The organism is Candidatus Nitrosocosmicus oleophilus, assembly GCF_000802205.1.
Classification (GTDB): Archaea; Thermoproteota; Nitrososphaeria; order Nitrososphaerales; family Nitrososphaeraceae; genus Nitrosocosmicus; species Nitrosocosmicus oleophilus.
Map to the genome: position 1 here is coordinate 49810 of NZ_CP012850.1, position 19633 is coordinate 69442.

At 34.0% G+C, this 19633-nt stretch carries 21 protein-coding genes and 1 pseudogene; 13 read left to right on the forward strand and 9 right to left on the reverse strand.

The features are described 5' to 3' along the window. Positions 1 to 89 precede the first annotated feature (89 nt). On the reverse strand, positions 90 to 587 hold the full coding sequence (locus NMY3_RS00285) for a hypothetical protein (RefSeq protein ID WP_196816967.1): 498 nt from the start codon (positions 585 to 587) through the stop codon (positions 90 to 92). Between the two features lie 687 nt (positions 588 to 1274). On the opposite strand from NMY3_RS00285, the gene NMY3_RS00290 reads away from it, so the two are divergent. From NMY3_RS00290 to NMY3_RS00300, 3 genes are all read left to right on the forward strand, one after another. Beyond that, positions 1275 to 1412 carry a hypothetical protein gene (locus tag NMY3_RS00290; RefSeq protein ID WP_196816968.1) on the forward strand — a complete coding sequence of 46 codons (138 nt, stop codon included), beginning with the start codon at positions 1275 to 1277 and terminating at the stop codon, positions 1410 to 1412. Further along, positions 1409 to 1582 carry a hypothetical protein gene (locus tag NMY3_RS00295; protein WP_196816969.1) on the forward strand — a complete coding sequence of 58 codons (174 nt, stop codon included), beginning with the start codon at positions 1409 to 1411 and terminating at the stop codon, positions 1580 to 1582. The genes NMY3_RS00290 and NMY3_RS00295 overlap by 4 nt, the downstream gene beginning before the upstream one ends. 211 nt (positions 1583 to 1793) lie before the next feature. Then, positions 1794 to 2651, forward strand: a complete 858-nt coding sequence (locus NMY3_RS00300; RefSeq protein ID WP_196816970.1) for a sialidase family protein — start codon at positions 1794 to 1796, stop codon at positions 2649 to 2651. Between the two features lie 294 nt (positions 2652 to 2945). Here NMY3_RS00300 and NMY3_RS00305 read toward each other — a convergent pair whose 3' ends face one another. Then, positions 2946 to 3485, reverse strand: a complete 540-nt coding sequence (locus NMY3_RS00305) for a DUF7383 domain-containing protein (RefSeq protein ID WP_196816971.1) — start codon at positions 3483 to 3485, stop codon at positions 2946 to 2948. Positions 3486 to 4822: 1337 nt separating this feature from the next. On the opposite strand from NMY3_RS00305, the gene NMY3_RS00310 reads away from it, so the two are divergent. Together NMY3_RS00310 and NMY3_RS00315 are read left to right on the forward strand one after the other, a co-directional pair. After that, entirely contained in the window at positions 4823 to 4987 is a 165-nt protein-coding gene (locus NMY3_RS00310; protein WP_196816972.1) for a hypothetical protein, read from the forward strand. 570 nt (positions 4988 to 5557) lie between these two features. Next, positions 5558 to 5752 carry a hypothetical protein gene (locus tag NMY3_RS00315; protein WP_196816973.1) on the forward strand — a complete coding sequence of 65 codons (195 nt, stop codon included), beginning with the start codon at positions 5558 to 5560 and terminating at the stop codon, positions 5750 to 5752. A gap of 112 nt (positions 5753 to 5864) precedes the next feature. Here the strand turns inward: NMY3_RS00315 and NMY3_RS16815 are convergent, their stop codons facing one another. The 4 genes from NMY3_RS16815 to NMY3_RS00330 form a co-directional block, all read right to left on the reverse strand. Continuing rightward, positions 5865 to 5993 carry a hypothetical protein gene (locus NMY3_RS16815; RefSeq protein ID WP_257719994.1) on the reverse strand — a complete coding sequence of 43 codons (129 nt, stop codon included), beginning with the start codon at positions 5991 to 5993 and terminating at the stop codon, positions 5865 to 5867. A 112-nt stretch (positions 5994 to 6105) separates the two neighbouring features. After that, positions 6106 to 7221 (reverse strand): hypothetical protein, encoded by a 1116-nt coding sequence (locus NMY3_RS00320; protein ID WP_196816974.1) that lies wholly within the window; start codon positions 7219 to 7221, stop codon positions 6106 to 6108. An 868-nt stretch (positions 7222 to 8089) separates the two neighbouring features. After that, positions 8090 to 8812, reverse strand: a complete 723-nt coding sequence (locus NMY3_RS00325) for a CbtA family protein (RefSeq protein ID WP_196816975.1) — start codon at positions 8810 to 8812, stop codon at positions 8090 to 8092. A 42-nt stretch (positions 8813 to 8854) separates the two neighbouring features. Continuing rightward, positions 8855 to 9073, reverse strand: a complete 219-nt coding sequence (locus NMY3_RS00330; protein ID WP_196816976.1) for a CbtB domain-containing protein — start codon at positions 9071 to 9073, stop codon at positions 8855 to 8857. A gap of 319 nt (positions 9074 to 9392) precedes the next feature. Between NMY3_RS00330 and NMY3_RS00335 the strand changes: the two genes are divergently transcribed. From NMY3_RS00335 to NMY3_RS00355, 5 genes are all read left to right on the forward strand, one after another. Then, a complete protein-coding gene (locus NMY3_RS00335; RefSeq protein WP_231100153.1) occupies positions 9393 to 10049 on the forward strand; it encodes a DUF4443 domain-containing protein in 657 nt (218 codons plus the stop codon). 213 nt (positions 10050 to 10262) lie between these two features. After that, positions 10263 to 10664 carry a ChuX/HutX family heme-like substrate-binding protein gene (locus tag NMY3_RS00340; protein WP_196816978.1) on the forward strand — a complete coding sequence of 134 codons (402 nt, stop codon included), beginning with the start codon at positions 10263 to 10265 and terminating at the stop codon, positions 10662 to 10664. 198 nt (positions 10665 to 10862) lie between these two features. Further along, entirely contained in the window at positions 10863 to 11060 is a 198-nt protein-coding gene (locus tag NMY3_RS00345; protein WP_196816979.1) for a hypothetical protein, read from the forward strand. A 307-nt stretch (positions 11061 to 11367) separates the two neighbouring features. Then, complete coding sequence (locus tag NMY3_RS00350) at positions 11368 to 11856, forward strand: cupin domain-containing protein (protein ID WP_196816980.1); 489 nt, start codon at positions 11368 to 11370, stop codon at positions 11854 to 11856. A 421-nt stretch (positions 11857 to 12277) separates the two neighbouring features. Further along, positions 12278 to 13327 carry a zinc-binding dehydrogenase gene (locus NMY3_RS00355; protein ID WP_196816981.1) on the forward strand — a complete coding sequence of 350 codons (1050 nt, stop codon included), beginning with the start codon at positions 12278 to 12280 and terminating at the stop codon, positions 13325 to 13327. 124 nt (positions 13328 to 13451) lie between these two features. Here the strand turns inward: NMY3_RS00355 and NMY3_RS00360 are convergent. After that, a pseudogene (locus NMY3_RS00360) lies at positions 13452 to 14868 on the reverse strand (carotenoid oxygenase family protein). A 164-nt stretch (positions 14869 to 15032) separates the two neighbouring features. Here NMY3_RS00360 and NMY3_RS00370 point away from each other — a divergent pair. Both NMY3_RS00370 and NMY3_RS00375 read left to right on the forward strand, forming a co-directional pair. Next, entirely contained in the window at positions 15033 to 15860 is an 828-nt protein-coding gene (locus NMY3_RS00370) for a helix-turn-helix transcriptional regulator (RefSeq protein WP_196816983.1), read from the forward strand. 258 nt (positions 15861 to 16118) lie between these two features. Continuing rightward, positions 16119 to 16724 carry a TMEM175 family protein gene (locus NMY3_RS00375; RefSeq protein WP_231100154.1) on the forward strand — a complete coding sequence of 202 codons (606 nt, stop codon included), beginning with the start codon at positions 16119 to 16121 and terminating at the stop codon, positions 16722 to 16724. A 349-nt stretch (positions 16725 to 17073) separates the two neighbouring features. Here NMY3_RS00375 and NMY3_RS00380 read toward each other — a convergent pair whose 3' ends face one another. Further along, a complete protein-coding gene (locus tag NMY3_RS00380) occupies positions 17074 to 17604 on the reverse strand; it encodes a DsrE family protein (RefSeq protein ID WP_196816985.1) in 531 nt (176 codons plus the stop codon). Between the two features lie 351 nt (positions 17605 to 17955). Continuing rightward, a complete protein-coding gene (locus NMY3_RS00385) occupies positions 17956 to 18402 on the reverse strand; it encodes a hypothetical protein (protein ID WP_196816986.1) in 447 nt (148 codons plus the stop codon). Between the two features lie 257 nt (positions 18403 to 18659). On the opposite strand from NMY3_RS00385, the gene NMY3_RS00390 reads away from it, so the two are divergent. Then, positions 18660 to 19577: a DNA-formamidopyrimidine glycosylase family protein gene (locus tag NMY3_RS00390; RefSeq protein WP_196816987.1), complete on the forward strand. Its 918-nt coding sequence runs from the start codon at positions 18660 to 18662 to the stop codon at positions 19575 to 19577. The last annotated feature ends 56 nt before the right edge of the window (positions 19578 to 19633 follow it).

Here is a 19633-nt window from a genome sequence, read left to right on the forward strand (position 1 = left end):
AGCTGATCCGGATGATGCCCGATTCACAATCTTGGTAAATCAGAAGACATTCGATCATTTTTAAAAATTGATGATAATTATTAACTTGATTAATTTTTTTCTCTTGATAGTGGTTTAGCCTTTTCCCACAGACTATGAAATAAACTTTGTTTTCTATTAATCATATATTCAGAGTTGCTCCATAGAATTCGGTCGGGGTCCTTGTTAAGTGGGTTGAACAATGGTTTTATACATATCCTATTATCAGATATTTGAAAATTATCTTGGATGTTGTTTAAACACCTTATATCACAATATCTCAAAGATTTTAGAAAACAAACGCTATTCTCACTTGATTCTGTTATTACACGAAATTTGATGCCTTTTTGTTTAGACAGTTTTTCAACATGATAAATTATTTCTCTGTAGCCTTTCAAAATATGTCCAAGCATCCTCTTATCCCAAATGATAGTAAGTTCACTTAAAGGTAGGATTAACGAATCTAAATAAATAGCCAATAGTATATCTGGATTGTTAACAATTGTAGTTATTAGGGGAAATTTGTAATTAGATTCCTTTAGTTTCCTAAACGAACACGAGTTAAGCATATTCTAGTTAGTTCAACAACAGTTATAAACTTCAAATTCAATTACAATTCTTGAATATAAATTGAATACTCAACCGAGATTTATTTTCGCATTTCACAAAGCTGTATGATCAATTATTAATGAGATGTAATAAATAATCAGCATTTTTATCTTCTCAGCAAGGCCAATCTTTCAATTCAGTAAGCAGTGTATTGGGAATGACTACTTTGATTGCATCAAGGTATATGACCGTTATGTGCCGCCTTTAGGGCGCCGCCGATCCTTTGTCCACTATAGATTGATTAATACCCTTTCAATCTATCTGGTTTCAACGTTGTCAGGGTGTTTCCTATTGTTGCTTTTTATAAGATTAGGGTTGTTGCCAAAAACAACAGTAAGAAAATCCTTGACATCCTTGACAACCCCCGACACATGAAGGAGTGTTTAATACCAACTAACATCATTGGAGGCAATAAAATAAAACCATCACTGTTCCATATTAATAACAATTGTTGGGGTTATTTACCAAATTAAATAAAAAATTACACCAGTGAAATGATTAATTGTTCGATCTTCTTCAGTCAGAGATTTTGATTGGTATACCATATTGATGCTTTATTTGTCAAATAAGTTTGCAATTGTTTTATATAATAAATTCTCAAAACACTTGTGTTAAAACAGGAAATATTTCGATGGAGCAACACCATCATGAGTGAGATCAATAATTTTCTAGATAGAGGAAATAGAAAGATTGTTAATATTCAAGTGGTGAAAGATTTTGATACTGAACTCACTGGAGTGAATTATATAGTTTTTTATGAGGAAGGCGCTGACATAACTTTTTGATTTTTATTTTTAAAAATAATTCCATTCCAGAAACCATGTCTGCTGGACCAGATTCGAGTCCCAGTCTAGGTTCAAAATTGAAGTATAATCTTGCTTCTAACAATCAAAATCTAAACCCGTGGATGCAAGAAACGGGTTCAAATCCCGACCAATCATATGTATTAGGATAATTGGTGACTATCTTTATTTTAGTCATCAATGAAAAAATGTTGCATGCCCGCTACCGCCTAGTTCTAAAGTGCCTATCCACAATAATTAATACTAATTCATATTTTGTAGATATAAGGTAAAAGACATGATTTACCATAATAATAAAATTTTAATCAGATAACAGATTTTCAATAAATATTTATTTTTATACTTCATTGCTATGAAGTATATATGAAAAATAATTCAAAAGGCGCAATAATTATATCATTATTTATTCTTACAGCACTACTTACCACTGCATATCAATTTCAATCATCTTTTGGTTTTCCTTACACATGTCTAGATGCAAGGCAAGGAAAGGCGCCAATAGCAGTTTCTGGAAACAATGTGTATGTGGCTTGGTGGGGAAATAGCTCAGGAAATTATGAGGTCATGTTTAAGTCATCAAATAACGGTGGTCAGACATTTGGCGACAAAATTAACTTAAGCAATTCTACCAATGGAACATCTGTGGAGGCAGATATTGCTACATCAGGGAGTAACGTATATGTTATCTTTGCAGATAACAAGACAGGTAATGCTAATTTATATATCGTAACCTCAAACGATAATGGGAAAACATTCAATCAAGATATAAAACTAACTGACAATTCTAATTCGTCTTTGAAAAACAATACACTCTTGTCTCAAATGAATTCATACGATGTAAAAGCATCTCCATATGAGCCCAAGGTAGCAGCTGAAGGTAATAACGTATATATAATAGCAACGGGGGGGGAAAAGAGCAGTACAACTTATGAAACAGACGTCTTTTTAAAAGTCTCAAATGACAGCGGCAAAACTTTTGGAAAAGACATTAACTTGAGCCAATCACCAGGAATTGCCTCTGATAGAATTCAATTAGAAGCAATGAACGATAAGGTGTACGTGACATGGTGGGACAAAAAAATGGATGGCTCAGATGAACCGCTAATGAGAATCAGTGATGATGGAGGCCAAACATTTGGTGATAAAATAACCCTTTCAGCAAATACTACTCAATTCAATAATAATAACACCGCTGGCATATCCTTCTCCCCTTCTTCCTAATACACGTTTTTATTTCAAGTCATTAAACTAAATACGGAATAGTGTCTATGTGATTATTTTTGCCCCTAGTGATTTTTCTTTCACTACTTGCCGTGGATTGGTGTGGACAAAGGGTTACCAACCGGGAATATCTGGGTTGTCATATATTCATCTGTAGTTCTGATGGACCAAATTCTTTGAATGGATCGGTTAAGTCAGAGGAAGACCCAATGAAGATGAAGATTATTCTGATAAAGAAAAGATTTTGTATTGACACCAGTTTACAATAAGAAAAGCTAAATGGTGTATTAGTTACTATTGAGGCAACTGATACTTCCAATTAACCACTACATTGTCTATAAGAAAGTTGTCATCTGTGTTAGGGTTCCTTAAGAACTGTATACTGTTCTCACCTTGTTTTAGAACATCTTCATCTAGCAAGACTGTTAAGGTTGCCCAGTTTTCGGTTCCAGAATTTCCAAAGTTACCCCCGGCGCTAGTTACATGTTGTCCATTAATTACTATTGTATGTCCCTCAAAGTATGATCCGTATATTTGTACCAGTAGATATCCGCTTCCACTTGGGGTACTGTCAATTGTGAAATTAAAAGTGTCTGACACATCACCTCTATATGGATAACCTGGTGCAAATATATCGTTTTTATTGTCTCCAAGGTGTTGTTGGATAGGCACTACCACAAAGTCCGAAGATTGCATCGTGGTAGTTGTCGTAGTCGTTGTTACGTTTTGGCCGCTTACAACATTAACTGACGCACCTTCCAAACTCAATATTCCAAATAATGCTATCATACTAATAAAAACAATATGTCCTTTTACAATTGAATGATTTGCCATATTGACTAAGTAGAATTATAATTTATAAAGATGAGGTAATTATGACTAAAGTTTCCTTTGCTCAATATTATTTAGCGCTTGGAATAAAAAGTCAAGACATACAAAGCATTATGAGTTTGATTTGTAGGTTGTCCAGAAGTTGTATATCTAGTAATTATAAAGCCAGTCAGAGCCGCTCTTAGCGGGCGGCGCTAAATCCAGTGTTTTATGAAAAGTCAGTCTTAAAATGACAATGTGGAGTTATGTAACAATAACTGGTATAATCCAGCTACCCAGAATTAAAGAGGCGGATTTCATAAGAGATCCTCAATTGGAATGATAATCATTTTTTATATACTTTGTCTATTATCTTTTATCAGTATCGCGAATGTCATGTAAAGGGATATGTATTAGACATAAGGCAAAAATTGATGGTTTTAGTAAGAATAGATATCTTGAAGGCCAGAAACGTTGTCAAACATGTAGCATCTTCATAATATGGGACGTTAGTTTATTCTGCCCTTGCTGTAATATGAGACTAAGAATAAAACCTAGAAATGGTAAAGCTAAAGTCGTTTATAAAAAGGGTTCGAAAACAGGATGTACTCAAAAATAAGATAATTTCTTTACAATGACTCTAGAATTTATTTGCTCAATGATTCATCCCAAAAAATATATTCTCTAGCAATGCCAATTCATTTTAAGATGAAATAGACATGGGAGTCTTATTATCTCGCTATAGCAGAAGCCATAAACCTGCAGAGCAATTATACAAAGAAGAATTTTCTGACTAATCCAAATAGAAGCAATGAATTCTATGCTAAAGTATTTGGACAGTATGGAGATGAATCGATCTCTGAATCAGTTTCTTATGGTTTTGCAGTATGTTTTGAGAAAATACCTACATTGTGGTCCACTTAACTATTGCATTTTAGAACATTGGACTAAATACTATATCGCAGTACGGGCATCTCATACCGAGTAAAATTGCTATTGAGGTTTATAAACCATTTTGCGATATGATTCATTTAGATTCTTTAGTATAAGAATATGTAGCCACATTGCATAATAACTTTCACGTAACTAAAACCCAATTATCTGGATGGAGAGGTATTCTTCTCGAGATCTTTTCCCCTTTCCATCCAGTATATATTGCTACTTTGAGATACAATATTATACTAGAAAAATGTTATATATTAAGAGACTGTTACTAGATTTATGTCTACAACAATATTACAAACATCCAAGAGTAAAGAAATATAGAAATTGAATGTAAATAGCAAACACTATACTAAAAGTAGCAGAGTCAAGTTATAGAGGATTAGCTAGAAAAAAAATGTATTGTTCTTTCCTATCCTATGTACAACTGGGTTTACTTTCTAATGCTTATAGAACATGAACTTATGAATTATAACGATGATACTCAAAAATATCCTATAACCGAGAAAGGATGTCAATTCATTAAAGATTATGAAAGGCTAGCTGGATTAATTCCTGAAATAGATGTACCAAAGGCCAATTAGGTGTTTAATCCTCCTCTTTTACTATCATTAAATACTATTTTATGCTCATGAATTTACCTCAAATGACGATTTGACATTAGTGTGATGTCGTCTCATAATGAGGTAGGTTACTTCGGCATGTATTCCCATAGATACGAGTTTCCTACCTCATTTTCTATTATCATTATGTAATATCTTAAATATTCAATATTGCTCAAATATCCATCTGAGTAGTGAACTGTCAATTCATTAATGAGGTATGTTATAACGATTCCATATATCCCATCAGCAACGCTTTCCTACCTCATTTCTATCTTCTCATTATTTCTTTAGTCTAATTTTCTCTTCTTCATGTCTAGTTATAAAGTAGTAAACATCGGATCTAGTCAACCCTTACGCATATTATAATTCATCATGACTAAAGAACCAATCATTGACCCTGATCCAAATGCTGCCGGGTCTTATGGAGGATCTGAACTACGGCCTCCTTTCGGATTAACCACTTTTTTCTATTCAAAAGTATAAGCTAGCGATTATCAGGCAGGACATCTATGTACTGTATTTTAATACACCATGTGGTCATGTTAATGTATGAAATACCTACTCTTAATATTGCTTTTAGTATTAATAATACCAATAAACCAAGTCATATATGCACAAAGCATTGTCGATGAAATAAGCAAAGTATTTGATAATTTGACTAGTGGCCTTTTGGGAAACAAAAACACAACCGATCCTTCAACGACTGTTGATATGTCCCTTGGTAATATTAATAATACAAACTAACATCTCAAGTCGATCGATCGCAATAGCTACTGAATCAATGCCATGTTAGATTTTAAGAGTTATTCCGGTAGTCTTATTATTCCCAAAAAGAGGATATTGCGGGGTTTTTGATTTAGAATTCATATGAGAGAGATCTTCTTTTGTTATAATTATCTATATCAATTCCGAGGTCTTGTTTAATAATATCTTCTTCTTCTCTGGCTCCAATCGGGATAAACTGTGCATTATAAAACCCAATCAACTGTGTATCCTTAAATGCAGATGATGAAATTGTTTTTTATGAATAAGTGACTACTATCTTGTGTTAGCCGCAAGTGAGACTATTATAAAAGATAAATAAAAAAATATAGGATTTATTGTTGTCCGACAGCGTTACTACCGGTGTTTGTTTGACTTTGTGTGTTTGCGTTGTTTCCTGAACCAGCAGTGTTGCCACCAGATACTACACCACTACCTTGGTTAGAGGATTGTGATTGGCCTATGCCTTGGTTAGCTGTGTTGCCACCACTACCACTACCACCTTGTTGTGCTGCTGCATTGTTTCCAGTGTTTGTTTGACTTTGTGTGTTTGCGTTGTTTCCTGAACCAGCAGTGTTGCCACCAGATACTACACCACTACCTTGGTTAGAGGATTGTGATTGGCCTATGCCTTGGTTAGCTGTGTTGCCACCTTTTCCACTACCACCGCTCTGTGCTGCTGCGTTACTACCGGTGTTATTTTGACTTTGTGTGTTTGCGTTGTTTCCTGAACCAGCAGTGTTGCCACCAGATACTACACCGCTTTTTTGGTTAGAGGATTGTGATTGACCGATTGCTTGGTTAGCTGTGTTACCACCACTTTTACCTTTTCCGCTTCCACTGCCACCTTGTTGTGCTAATGCGTTATTTCCGGTGTTTTGTTGGTTTTGTGCATTCAAGTTATTACAAGAAACTAAAGTTCCGGTACCTGATACACATAGTGCGTTTTGGTTAGAGGATTGTGATTGACCGATTGCTTGGTTAGCTGTGTTGCCACCACTTTTACCTTTTCCGCTTCCACTGCCACCTTGTTGTGCTAATGCGTTATTTCCGGTGTTTTGTTGGTTTTGTGCATTCAAGTTATTACAAGAAACTATAGTTCCGGTACCTGACAAACATGCTGCGTTTTGGTTAGAGGATTGTGATTGGCCTATGCCTTGGTTAGCCTTGTTACCGCCTTTACCAGTACCTCCTTGTTGTGCGGCTGCATTGTTTCCGCTGTTTGCTTGGTTTTGTGCATTCAAGTTATTACAAGAAACTAAAGTTCCGGTACCTGATACACATAGTGCGTTTTGGTTAGAGGATTGTGATTGGCCTATGCCTTGGTTAGCTGTATTGATTGTAGCAAATACATTCACGGTCATTGAAGTTGGACCTACAAGTAGTACAAATGATACTGCTAATACGGCGAAAGTCATTAAAGCTTTGTTTACAGTAATGAAATCATTCATCTAATGATTATAACTAATAAGAGTATATAAGTTCATTTATGTGATCATTGAATATAACAATATTTCATATAGATTTTTTACCCTGTTAACTTAAGAAATGGAATATTTTGAAGAAATCTATCTCTTACATGTCAAATATAGAAAGCATGACATCTTAATACATTGGTAGTGCTTTGTATTTTTGTACATCGTTATCACCATATATTAACATTCAATATCATATGCCTAAAGCGAAATAAAGGTATACCGATCTGTGGCATATTCATGGTAACCTCTCAACAATATTATATGTAATCGCCTTTTTGTTACAGTGATCCAAAAAATAAACTACATCTACAAAGCAAATTGAATCTCAAATTTATCCTTTTATCGGTTCATAATTTATATAGTCGGATAGTTTATCCAATACTATACGAATTGGTTCAACAATGTAAAGATATATGTTCTAGCGCCCTAGGAAACACAAGAAGGATCAAGGGCATTAGTCCATATAAACAAGGACTAAAATGGTGCTCAGTTTGTAGAAAATTTCTTCAAAAAGTAGACACCCCCATTGACTGTCCTTGTTGTGGAACTCAATTACGCAAAAAACCAAGAATAAATAGACACAATAAGGAATTATATAATGAGTTTCTAGGAGTTAGACGGATCGAGTAACCATTGGTCCATGTTCGATCTGATTAAGAAACTAAATTTTAGTTGTATTTACAAAATAATCGTTTTATAATTAACTAACTACTTGAATATCAAGATCGAGACTATCAAATACACACATCTTTTATGTCAAGTTGTAATCGATACTATAGTAGGTGATTGAGAATACTCAGTGATCCATTAAAGTTCTTGATAATGGTAAAAAAAGATGTTGTTAGGCAGTTATTCTGGCTGTTTCATGGGGCTTAAATTTATTCCACATAATTCCAAATATAGTACCTAGAACTAAATAGAACATAACCATGGTACCAAAAGTAACGGCTCTAAATGCGTTGACTAATTCCATTGGAGCAGTTATTTCATCAGGATTTGCTGGAAATATTGCATAAATAGAAGCAACCAGACCCAAGTAAATTACAATAATTACATACTTGCTGTAACCAATTCTTCGTAATTTATACATGAGAATACTGACACCCAAAGCTATTAATCCAGATGCCAGTTGATAGTTAGTATACAAACTATCCCTTAATCCAATAGTCTCCGGATCTCCTACGGCAGGTGGGTTTGCAGGATACTTGATGAATGGAACAACATATAATGATAAACACATTATGGCTGCTAAAATAAGTGCTTTTTTCCTATCGTCCGAGGACGGCAAATACTTTCTTGATATTACATAAACAATCCCTAAAATCGCACCATATGTTAACCCCAAAAATGCTCCTGCCGCAAAAGTTCCTTCCTTTTGCCACACCCTGTATGAACTCAATTCATCAAAATCAACTACCTCGCCAGATGCAATACTGTTATCCACCTCAATTCCTATAGCTTGATCTATAAATGGCTCTGCAACAAAGTAATTAACGCCTGCTAAAATTACTCCAGCTATAATACCAGACAAAAGAGATATAAAAATAAATGTTAAAGATTTCATGATCTATAATCTACTTCACTAATGTATATGAAATAACAAAAATTAATGGCACGGGAATCCTGCTGCATGTCTTATATCATGAGTAAATTCATGAAGCCACATTGTGTCATAAGCTTCACTTCCCTGCACCAAACTAAATAATTGGCCTTGATCATATCCGACTATATATATACTAAAAATTGCAATAATGGCTAAAACTGCGATTGAAACCTTTGGAATTCCATCTTTTTCTACAACTCTTTGATCATGATGTAGACTCATGATGCATTTACCATTTTCGAGATATATAAAGTATTGTATGGTTTATCCAACAATTCATGATTGAGACTAAAGGAGAAGTCAAAGAGAATAAAGTGACGCTTGAATCCACAAAAATCTGAATTTTTTACTAGTTTAATACCACATTATGTAATAGATAAAATTTTTGAAACATAGATTATGATCTTTGGTAATAGATAGTAATTTGGAGTTGAGTATTCAGAATCTGGTATCGACATTAATTATCGCGTCAATCATGAGAACCAAATAAAAGAAGAGATAAAATTAAATTTGCAAGATACTAATTTATAATGTGCATCTTGTGGTCAATACCCTAAAAGCCATATCTAGTAGATACGCACCTAGTAGAATTCTTTCTTTCAACTCTGCCCATGTATTCAAGACACTACAACTATTAAAAAGGGATGGGCACGTTAGTAGACTTTTATTGATTAATGAGCTGGGTTTAGGAGAAGGCTCCATAAAGACTTTGATAAAGCATCTTAAAATGGAAAAATTAATTCTTACAACTCAAAAGGGAACGACGATGACTGAAAGGGGGGAAAAGATTTTTGAAGAGATGTCACAATATATTTGCTCTGAAACACAAGTACCCAAAAGCTCGATATCGATTGCTGAATATAATCATGCCATTCTTTTAAGAAATTTGAAATTTGCTATTAAGCGAGGCGTTGAGCAAAGGGATGCAGCAATTAAAGTAGGAGCAAAAGGAGCTACGACACTCCTGTATAACAATGGGAAATTTCTTATCCCGGGTTCTAAATTTAACGCTCTAAAAGAAGAAAAAGCTATAGAGAAGTTGTTGAAAGACAATCTAAAGCCCATAGAAAACGATATCATCGTGATTGGAAGCGATGACAATAGCTACATAACTGCTGAGCTTGCATCTAAATCTGCTGCACTTCAAACGCTCGAAAATCATGAAGATCATAAGGGATTAGAATTTATCATTAGATAATTTATAACATAATAATAAATAATGAAAAACAAGGATCAGTAAATGTATTATTCACATAACGCAAATTAAATGTCAATGATGATCAATAAATAATGAAACATAGTAAAAGGCCCTTTCCTTCGTAACGTGCATCAAATGTAAATAGAACACATCCCGATCAATATTACCAATTCTTATTAATGTGGCTTTTTTACAACATATATGAATAATCCTGTGAGTACCATTTTCGAGGAATTAGTAAAAGATGTAATTTTACTTGATGACATTATGTTATCGATAAGAAGTGATGGTGCAATAGCAGAGGTCAGACTGGAAAAAAATACTCCATTTCGAATTAAGGAACCATGGGCTACTATAGGAGATGAAAAGGGGGCATGGCATGTTCACGTCAATATCCAAGAAACAAAAGAGGCCAAGTTCATCATTGAATCAAGCGAAGATGGTCGAAAAAGATACAGTATTAGATTCTTTAACTCTGAAAATAGATTAGTCATGCGTGTGAATTTTACGAAAATGTATAATGCAGAAAATGAGGTAATTAAGGAAAGTTTAACAAGATATGAAAATTTATTCGCAAAATACGGGAAAAAAGAAACAATAGTGTTACAACCCTGATGCTACCAGATATGATTTTTCCCCAAGATACCAAATAGTTGTAATGAAAGTAGTCCCCCGCTCATCCAGATGATTTAGAATTCTAAAAAATTTAGAAATATAATGTTTAAAGTTATTGTTAATGAAATTTCTAATTAGAGTTTCAATTCCAACTACACAAGGTAATGAAATGGTAAAGGATCCAAATTTTTAAAAAATATGGAGGACTATATCAAAAGTACAAATGCTGAATCAGCATATTTTACTGTTTACGAAGGGGACAGAACAGCAATTTTCACAATTGAAGTTATCTCAGCAGATCAAATGCCAAAAGTTTGCGAACCCTTGTTTATGTTGGGTGGAAAAGTGCACTGGAATATGGTAATGACTCTTGATGATTTAAAGAAGGGATTGTAACAAAGGCAAGAAGAACAGCTCTTGTTTTTGTATCCCCGTTTTCCTTGTTGAGACGCCAGCATTTTAATATAGAATTATGGAATCTTCTTGAAATAACAATCGTGATTTAACAAATTCATTCAAATATTGGAACGAGAATAATATTTCACTCCAATGATCCCTTCTCCTATGCAAGGATGTGATTTCTTAATAAAATTTGCTCAATATTTGACAATAAGGGTCTGCAGATGAAATGTAATAAGCACTCTTAATATTGGACTTTTAGGTTTTGCAAATATTTATATCATAATATTGTCATATATTGGTTATGAATGTAAATAATTCCAATAATTTATCACATTCTTCAAATGACGATGATAAGTCATTTCAACAGTTTGATTTAGATGGTATAGATTTTAACATAGTATTATCAGGAAATAAAACAGGTGGAAAATATTCATTGCTTGAATTGCACTTCTCGACAGAAAAAGAAAACGAAGTCCCCTTGCATCTGCATAGTAGAGAAACCCTAGTAATTTATATCCTTGAAGGAAACTTTTCCTTTAAATATGGTAACGAGAAAATAGATGGAAATCAAGGAACTCTTTTAAAATTTGAAAAAGATATCCCACATTCATATAGAAAAACTGGAAAAACTCCAGGACGATTGTTAATATTATTTTTTCCTGCAGGCTTTGAAAACTTTTTCCTAGATTTAGGACTTAACCAAAGCAAAATGAAACAGTCTCGCGAAGAGGATCAGGTTCTATTACATGTATTGGAAAAAAAATATGGTGGAAAATTTGTGTTTGGATAGGATATTTTTTATATAGTAGCAGGGAAAAGATTACTAAAATCAAATTGTCTATAGGAATATTAAAAAGTAATAAATTAAGCCTTGAAAATGAATTTATTGTTTTATCAATTTTATCGTTCTAAAGACAACTATAAAATCGTATGTAATGCCTCAAAAAATCGCATAAGATGAACTTTTTGATTCTTTCTCAAGTCAAAAGTTGTGATTATCAAAGAATCCAAAATTAATATGAATAACAAAGATTCCTCCTAGAAATTCATATGTGGGAAAAAGGGAGAAAATTCCAAAAAGTTATGACAAAATTAATAAATTTAACAACATAAGACAACAAGATATATTTTGATCTTCCATTTTTCCATATAGTTGTGAAAAGATTTTTCTATTTCTTTAACGCCGATTCAATAGAAATGGAGGCAAATAAATGAAGGCGGCAGTTTTTCGCGAACATGATAAAGACCCCGAGAAGGTTGTAAAAATAGAGGACATTGAAGTCCCAAAATTAAAACCTGATGAAGTCTTGATAAAAGTTGAAGCAACTTCATACAATTATAATGACTTGTGGGCTATCTGGGGGAGGCCAATTAAAGTTCCAATGCCCCATGTTTCGGGGACGGATATTTCGGGGACTGTGGTGGAATTAGGTGAACAAGTTACATCTCTTGAGAAGGGAGACAGGGTCGTATCCCACGGAAACCTAAGTTGCAGAATTTGTAGTATGTGTACATCAGGTAGAGAATATGATTGTGAAAAAAGATTAGTTTGGGGTTTTCAAACTGGTCCTCTATGGGGAGGATACTGTCAATATGCTCATCTACCAGAAGTCAATGTAGCAAAAATAAGCGACAACATATCATTTGAGGACGCAGCAGCGGTCTCGATGGTAGGAATGACCTCCTGGCACATGCTAGTTGATAGAGCCAGAATGAAACCAGGGCAGACAGTTTTGATAATGGGTGGAACAAGTGGCGTAGGAATGGTAGGTATTCAAATTGCAAAACTATACGATTGCACTGTCATTGCAAGTGCAGGCAACCAACAGAAAATGGATAAATGTTTAGAACTCGGCGCAGATTTTGTCGTAAACCACAGACAAGAAGATTGGTATAAGAAAGTAAGAGACATGACTCAAAAAAAGGGAGTTGATATTGTGTTTGAACACATAGGTAAAACCGTATTTCCACAAGAGGTATCCCTTTTAAAAATGGGAGGAACATTGGTATCTACAGGGGCTACTACAGGTTATGATTCCACGATAGATCTGAGGTATCTTTTCTTTAGAGGAATAAACATAGTGGGTGCAACACAAGGTACCAAAGCGGAGCTTGAGGAGGTTTTGTTTTGGACTTCAAAGAAGAAAATTAAACCATTGATAAACGCAGTGCTACCATTTAGTGAAATGGTAAAAGGACACCTGATGATGGCTAGAGGAGATCAAATAGGTAAAACTATCACGACACCGCAAAAACTCTAAATTTAAATAAAAATATTAATCTATGAGAAAAAAGTAAAGAAATCAAAAAATATGGTAAACCAGTGGGTTAATGGAACAAGCGTAGAACCACTCATTCTACACCTTGTATTATTTGCTATAGATCCTATGTTACCTCATCTCCATAATACTGACCGTGAATTCCAAATGGAATGTGATGTGGTACTGATGCTCTTGCAATTTCCTTAAATGATTTTGAATCTAGAACTAGTAAAAAGGATTTACCACTATTTGGATCAAGAACGACAGACAAAACCACCCCATCATCTTCCACTTTGGCACCATGTCGAGGCACAAAAACTGGTTCTCCGGGTTGACAATTCTGTTCAGTCCAACTAACAGAGTCTCCAGTTTGTACATCTATCTTGACTAATCGATATGTAAAACTGGTAACTGATGACATCCCTACAGCGTATAAAAAGTTATAATTCCTCGTATTAAGCTGATAATTTATCCTTGGTAACTCCAGACCCTCATGCATTATTTTGTATCCCACAGACCCGTCGTCTAGACCAATCGTAAAACGACGATATTGACTAACCGGAATATCCATGGGGTCGTTTCCTCTCAATACATCAAGATAGAGAGAATTTATAATGTTATTGTCTTTGTACGTTATCATATCAATGACTACCTTATTATCTACTTCAAATGCGTTTATGTGATGAAACGCAAAGAAAGGTTCAGAGGAGTAGATCCCAACTACCTTCCCATCCAGTCTATTTATTAATGTAAATTTTGTTCCCTGTTCTGGTCTCCATTTAAAATTCTCAATAAATGGTCTGCCTGATAAAAGCAAATCAAGGGAATTAACTACAAGCGGAAATTCTACCAAGACTATATAATGTTCAGTTAAACCAAAACTATGCATGTATGAAGGTGTCTTGGCTTCAATAGATGCTATCAAATTACGAGTCTTTCCAGCTGTAATGCTATATACATTATACTTGCTATTACGAGAAAAATGAGTAAGATAATTGAATGATTCGTTAGTATTATGATCGTAGTGGGGATGAGCAGTAGTAAGGTTCCCTAATAGTTTGTCATCATATCTCAATACCCCAATCGTATCAAGTGTTTCAGGGTCGTATTCGATTGGAATTGGAGTTTCTGTCATAGCTATAAATTTATTATCAATTTTTGTTATGTTGACGTTAGTGTTATCTGTAGTATCATATGAGAACATCGAAGAGACCTTGCTAAATATTGAACGGCAAGGATCGGTTGCAAATTCACGAAATGATATTTTTCCCTTTTCTTTTGTCTTGATAAAAGCATTGCTTTTTATGAATTGGTTAGTATGCTACTTTTCCAGCATTGAAGGAAAATTTGTGGAGCATAGCCAATCCATCAAACCAATGTTTTAGAGATTGTTTATCCAAGTCAAATTTGGCTGGCCCATTTCTAATAAGAGATCCTGACAGCCATTCAGGGATTTTTCCCTGCACGTGTAGATCATCAAGCATAACTTCTTCCTCTAAATTGGTAAATCCCAATTGTGACATGTTCTTTAAAGTAGTCATTTCTAACAACGATCCTCATTTATTACCAATATATGTGACCTCATTCCCAAGTGATTTAGATACCGTATGAAATTCTTTACATGATTTGTCGAAGACAAATATTTGTTGTAATTTTTTTTTACTTTTTTTTCCATACCTAACTATTGGAATTTGAACTAGATTAGATGTTTTCAACGGCATCGTTTAATATCAATGAATGTATTGATAGATTCGAAATGCAGCAATTAGCTGATCTTTTATTCATTCTTGCAAGTTTGGACAGATTAACCCTGCTTTCTGAAATAGATATGAACAAACAAAGACTTTCGCAAATTAATTCCAAAATTTCTGCTACCCCCCAAGAGGCTTCCAAACATCTCATGAGATTACGCAATGCAGAAATAATAGAAAAGGACTCAGAGGGATTTTTTAATCTTACATCATTTGGTAAAATAATATTAAGGTTACTACCCGGACTAGAATTTGCAAGTAACAATCGGGAATATTTCTTGTACCATGATTTGTCACTTCTTCCATTGGAGTTCAATGAACGACTTGGGGAGTTATGTGATTCAGAATTTACAGACAGAGTAGGACCTCTTTTATCATATATACAACAAACAGTAACCGAAGCGGAAGAATACATCTGGTTAATGGCAGACCACCCTATTGGAGGTGACGAATACGTAGGAGGAAAGAAACTAGAGATTAGTAACGTAAAATGGAGAGTAATTATCCCAAGGGGAACCGATTTTGATGAAACAACTCTCCGATCCCCACCACTATTGACAAAGCACAAGGGAAGAATTGAATATGCATTGATCGCAGATTCAAATGATATTAAAGCAGGCATCGTGTTAAACGAAAAAAGAGCCGGAGTGTCTTTTCCAGATATGACAGGAAAATTAGATTTTAATAGTGGGTTTAGGAGTAACGACCCGTTATTTCATAAATGGTGTTTTGATCTTTTTAATTTTTATTGGAACAAGGCAACAAGAAAAGTGGTGGTATAGTCTAGATGTATGGGCTAATTCAATCGGATTCCTGTTCTTTTTGTACTTGTTTAGTTGGTCCATTTACATAAAAAGAAATAACCAACATACAGTATATTGGTAGTAGTAGCCGCTAGGATACCTGATATTGGTTGCTAGAGACAAGAATTGAAAAGATATTAACATTCAATGGATTATTGAGATTTTTTACAGAGACCAAATTGAGTGATCATATCATTTTTATTTGAAGTTAACTATCAAGTGCAGATAATAATGGTTATGCTCAATAATGTTAAACTAGATCACGTAACATCATTTGGAGACGCTGTATTTGCTTTTTCAATTACTTTCATAGCAATTTCCATACAAATACCGCCTTTGCCAGACAATCTTTCTGAACTGGAAGTTGTAAGCAGGATGCTTCAGCTTATCCCTCAGTTTGAAATGTATTTCACAAGCTTTGTTGTTATAGGAATTTTTTGGATAAAATATCATTTGATTTTCAACAAGATAAAAGATTCTCAAAGTATAATGTTGTGGCTCAACCTTATCCTATTGTTCTTTGTTACTTTGATATCATTTGGAACTTCACTTAGATTTGAAAATCAATACACATCAACTTTTGTCCTTTATGCACTCATCTTGACTGCTACCAGCAGTTTACTTTCGCTAATATGGATTCACGCAACCAGATATAATTTATTGAAAGACGATAATATGACAAACCGTCAGAAAAAATTATACATAATTCAAGGAATTATCCCTACGCTAATATTTGCTAGTTCTATTGGAATTGCGTTTATAAATTTGCAACTTGCACAATATATGTGGATTCTAATTATCCCATCACAGATATTTTTTAAGAGAAAGACTCACTTAAATTAACTCGAGCCGGATTTGAATTCATTTTTTTCTTCTGTGTTAGAAACCTCATTTAAAGATGATAAATTTGGACCAGTAAGATCTTCGGATATGGGTATTATTAGATAGTTGGATTGGGTAGGTTTAATGTTAGAAAAAGTCGTGATCATTTTTATAGAAGCCGAATTGTAATAATCGGTTAAAGCTTTGATAAGATATACAAGTTTCTTTTTTTCCTTTCCATATACTAGTAATAAATAGACTACGTGTGGACTTGGGTTTGTTAATATTACTCGAATTTGAAATGGATTTTGTTATGTAGGTATGTTCACTCCTAGAATATGAATATAAAAATAAATAAAATTTGGATTTACTAATAATCGACTACAGTAGTTTTATTTAGCAAATTAGCCATTAAAGCAGGGGATCCGATTATGGATCCTTTTATTATGTCAGAATTATTATATCCGGCTATTTTCAAGCATACTTCACAAATCACAACGTTTCCCCCATTATTAATAAAATCAGATACATTTTTTGTCAAAGGTTCTAATCCCAGATAATGGTGGGGATTCTTTACTCCTATTTGTACACCCTCTATACTGAGCATCAAAGTCACATTATAACCCATTTTTAACATGGTTTGAGAATCCAATATAGCAATAGTAGACCTCCAAGGTTCATCACTACTTAGATGGTAAACAAGCTTGGTTTTATTAGCTTCCTGTGCAAATACAGAAGGCACAGAGGGATTAGAGAAAGAACGTACATCGTTAAAAAAAATCACGCTAGCGGTTGTATAAAAAGAGATCACAAATCCAAAGATAAGAAGCATGGAAATAGATGAATTAAATTTGAATTTAATTGCGCCTAGACTGGTCTCAATCATATGAGATAAGGTCATTTAAGGTTACTATTAATCTTTATAGTTTTGATTTGATAAATGTGGATCCTAAAATAAATTCTACTTTTATTGATGATATCATATATTTTCTTTATTCTAGTTGCAATAAATTTCACAATTCATGGAAATGGGTCAAATAGTGATTGATAGCTGATTGTGTTTGATTAGGATCTCTAGTCCTGTTTCTGTTTCTGTCTCTGTTTCCATTGACGGATCCAGATAATTATGAAATACAAAATAAATAATAAAGCAAGCAGATTATGATATCAACTACCAGCCAATTCATTACCTGATTACCCTCCCCCTCCATGATACTCTTGATTTTTAAGAAAATCACAAGAAATAAGATGCTTAGCTTTGTGCTAATGCGTTACTTCCTGTGTTTTCTTGACTTTGGACGTTAATGTTGTTACCAGAACCGATTGTGTCTCCACCAGATACTACTTGGCTGTTTTGGCTAGAAGATTGAGATTGACTGATACCTTGTTCTGCAGAGTTTCCACCCTGTCCACCTTGTGCTAATGCATTGTTTCCACTGTTCTTTTGGTGTTGGAAGCTGACATTGTTGCATGAGATAAAGGTTGTTACACCTGATACACATTGTGCATTTTGGTTTGATGATTGTGATTGGTCTATGGACTGTTTTGCTTTATTTTTCTTGTTGTGTGTGGCTAAAGCATCATCTACATTGAGCATTGGACTGACAAATAGGGCTAATGCTACCACTATTGCAATGGATGCGACAAAGAGCTTGTTGTTTTTGTTCTTGTTTTTGTTGTGAATATTTGTTTTATTCATAGCTTTAATACTGTAGAAAAAATATATTGGATTTGCTAACTAGGTGCAATACTCTAATATTCTAGCAGTTTTAGAATTATCATTATTGGTTGGATTGGATTTACAAATAATAAGAGGTTGTGTTTTTCAACTCACTTGGTTTTAATACAGCAAAACAGTAAAAGATTACTACATTACATACCACAGCTAGTAGCGATAAATAGTAAAAAAAATAATAGCAGAATAAAAAGTATGATGTAGACATTCTTTTAGTAAGTATGTCAGAGGGGCCCGAGGTAAAGATTACTGCAGACAAGATATGGAATGCGCTATCGGGAAAAAGAATTGCTAATATTTTGCATAACAAAATTGACAGTAGTCTGGAAGATAAAATAATTGGATCCTCTACAGAATATGTGAAGACATTTGGAAAAAATATTGTCATTAAATTTTCATCTGGGGTTTATCTAAGGAATCACATGATGATGTGGGGAAAATGGCGAATTTATGAAAGAGATGAATATGAAAGTGGGACTGCAAAATCACCACCTCGTTCCTCCTATACAAAACTCAAGCACAAAAACACAGATAAAATCCAGGTAAAGAGAGAAGAGGTATCGGATGTAAGAAAAGACTCTCGGACTAGATTAACCATTATTACATTGGACAAGGTTTTGGTTCAGTTTAATGGCCCCGTATTGCAATTTTCATTGAATGATCCTGCAACTATGGAACCTATCGCATCATTAGGCCCTGATGCAATGAGCCCTAATTATGACAAAGATACAGTAATGGATATTATGAAATCAAAATCTAAAAATACAGGAATGATAATCTCAAATGCCTTATTAGATCAGAAAATTTTGAGCGGAATCGGAAACAAGTATAAGTCAGAAATTTTATTCTTAAATAATACCTATCCTTTTGAAAAAGTGACAACATTCTCTAATGATGAATTGAATAGACTTGTGATGGATGTACCCAGAATATTAAAATTTGGATATCAAAATAGCGGTAGAACAAGAAGGCCCAAGACCACGGATAAAGAAAAGATCTCATGGGATACCACACATTGGGTATTTAGAAGATCTGGAAAACCTTGTTGGATATGTGGTTCCAAAATTGTATCAGAAAGAAAATTAACAGCAAGGCCAACTTTTTGGTGTCCTAATTGTCAACCAATCAAAGTCCACTAACATTGACAAATAGGCCGAGTCTTTTAATCACATCAGTTACATCAGGTAACTTTAAA

Excerpts from the sequence above, each read along its gene's own strand:
- NMY3_RS00285 (WP_196816967.1), bottom strand. The coding sequence starts at position 587 with ATGCTTAACTCGTGTTCGTTTAGGAAACTAAAGGAATCTAATTACAAA.
- NMY3_RS00290 (WP_196816968.1), top strand. The coding sequence starts at position 1,275 with ATGAGTGAGATCAATAATTTTCTAGATAGAGGAAATAGAAAGATTGTT.
- NMY3_RS00300 (WP_196816970.1), top strand. The coding sequence starts at position 1,794 with ATGAAAAATAATTCAAAAGGCGCAATAATTATATCATTATTTATTCTT.
- NMY3_RS00305 (WP_196816971.1), bottom strand. The coding sequence starts at position 3,485 with ATGGCAAATCATTCAATTGTAAAAGGACATATTGTTTTTATTAGTATG.
- NMY3_RS00310 (WP_196816972.1), top strand. The coding sequence starts at position 4,823 with ATGTACAACTGGGTTTACTTTCTAATGCTTATAGAACATGAACTTATG.
- NMY3_RS00315 (WP_196816973.1), top strand. The coding sequence starts at position 5,558 with ATGAAATACCTACTCTTAATATTGCTTTTAGTATTAATAATACCAATA.
- NMY3_RS00320 (WP_196816974.1), bottom strand. The coding sequence starts at position 7,221 with ATGAATGATTTCATTACTGTAAACAAAGCTTTAATGACTTTCGCCGTA.
- NMY3_RS00325 (WP_196816975.1), bottom strand. The coding sequence starts at position 8,812 with ATGAAATCTTTAACATTTATTTTTATATCTCTTTTGTCTGGTATTATA.
- NMY3_RS00330 (WP_196816976.1), bottom strand. The coding sequence starts at position 9,073 with ATGAGTCTACATCATGATCAAAGAGTTGTAGAAAAAGATGGAATTCCA.
- NMY3_RS00345 (WP_196816979.1), top strand. The coding sequence starts at position 10,863 with ATGGAGGACTATATCAAAAGTACAAATGCTGAATCAGCATATTTTACT.
- NMY3_RS00350 (WP_196816980.1), top strand. The coding sequence starts at position 11,368 with ATGAATGTAAATAATTCCAATAATTTATCACATTCTTCAAATGACGAT.
- NMY3_RS00355 (WP_196816981.1), top strand. The coding sequence starts at position 12,278 with ATGAAGGCGGCAGTTTTTCGCGAACATGATAAAGACCCCGAGAAGGTT.
- NMY3_RS00370 (WP_196816983.1), top strand. The coding sequence starts at position 15,033 with ATGTTTTCAACGGCATCGTTTAATATCAATGAATGTATTGATAGATTC.
- NMY3_RS00375 (WP_231100154.1), top strand. The coding sequence starts at position 16,119 with ATGCTCAATAATGTTAAACTAGATCACGTAACATCATTTGGAGACGCT.
- NMY3_RS00380 (WP_196816985.1), bottom strand. The coding sequence starts at position 17,604 with ATGACCTTATCTCATATGATTGAGACCAGTCTAGGCGCAATTAAATTC.
- NMY3_RS00385 (WP_196816986.1), bottom strand. The coding sequence starts at position 18,402 with ATGAATAAAACAAATATTCACAACAAAAACAAGAACAAAAACAACAAG.
- NMY3_RS00390 (WP_196816987.1), top strand. The coding sequence starts at position 18,660 with ATGTCAGAGGGGCCCGAGGTAAAGATTACTGCAGACAAGATATGGAAT.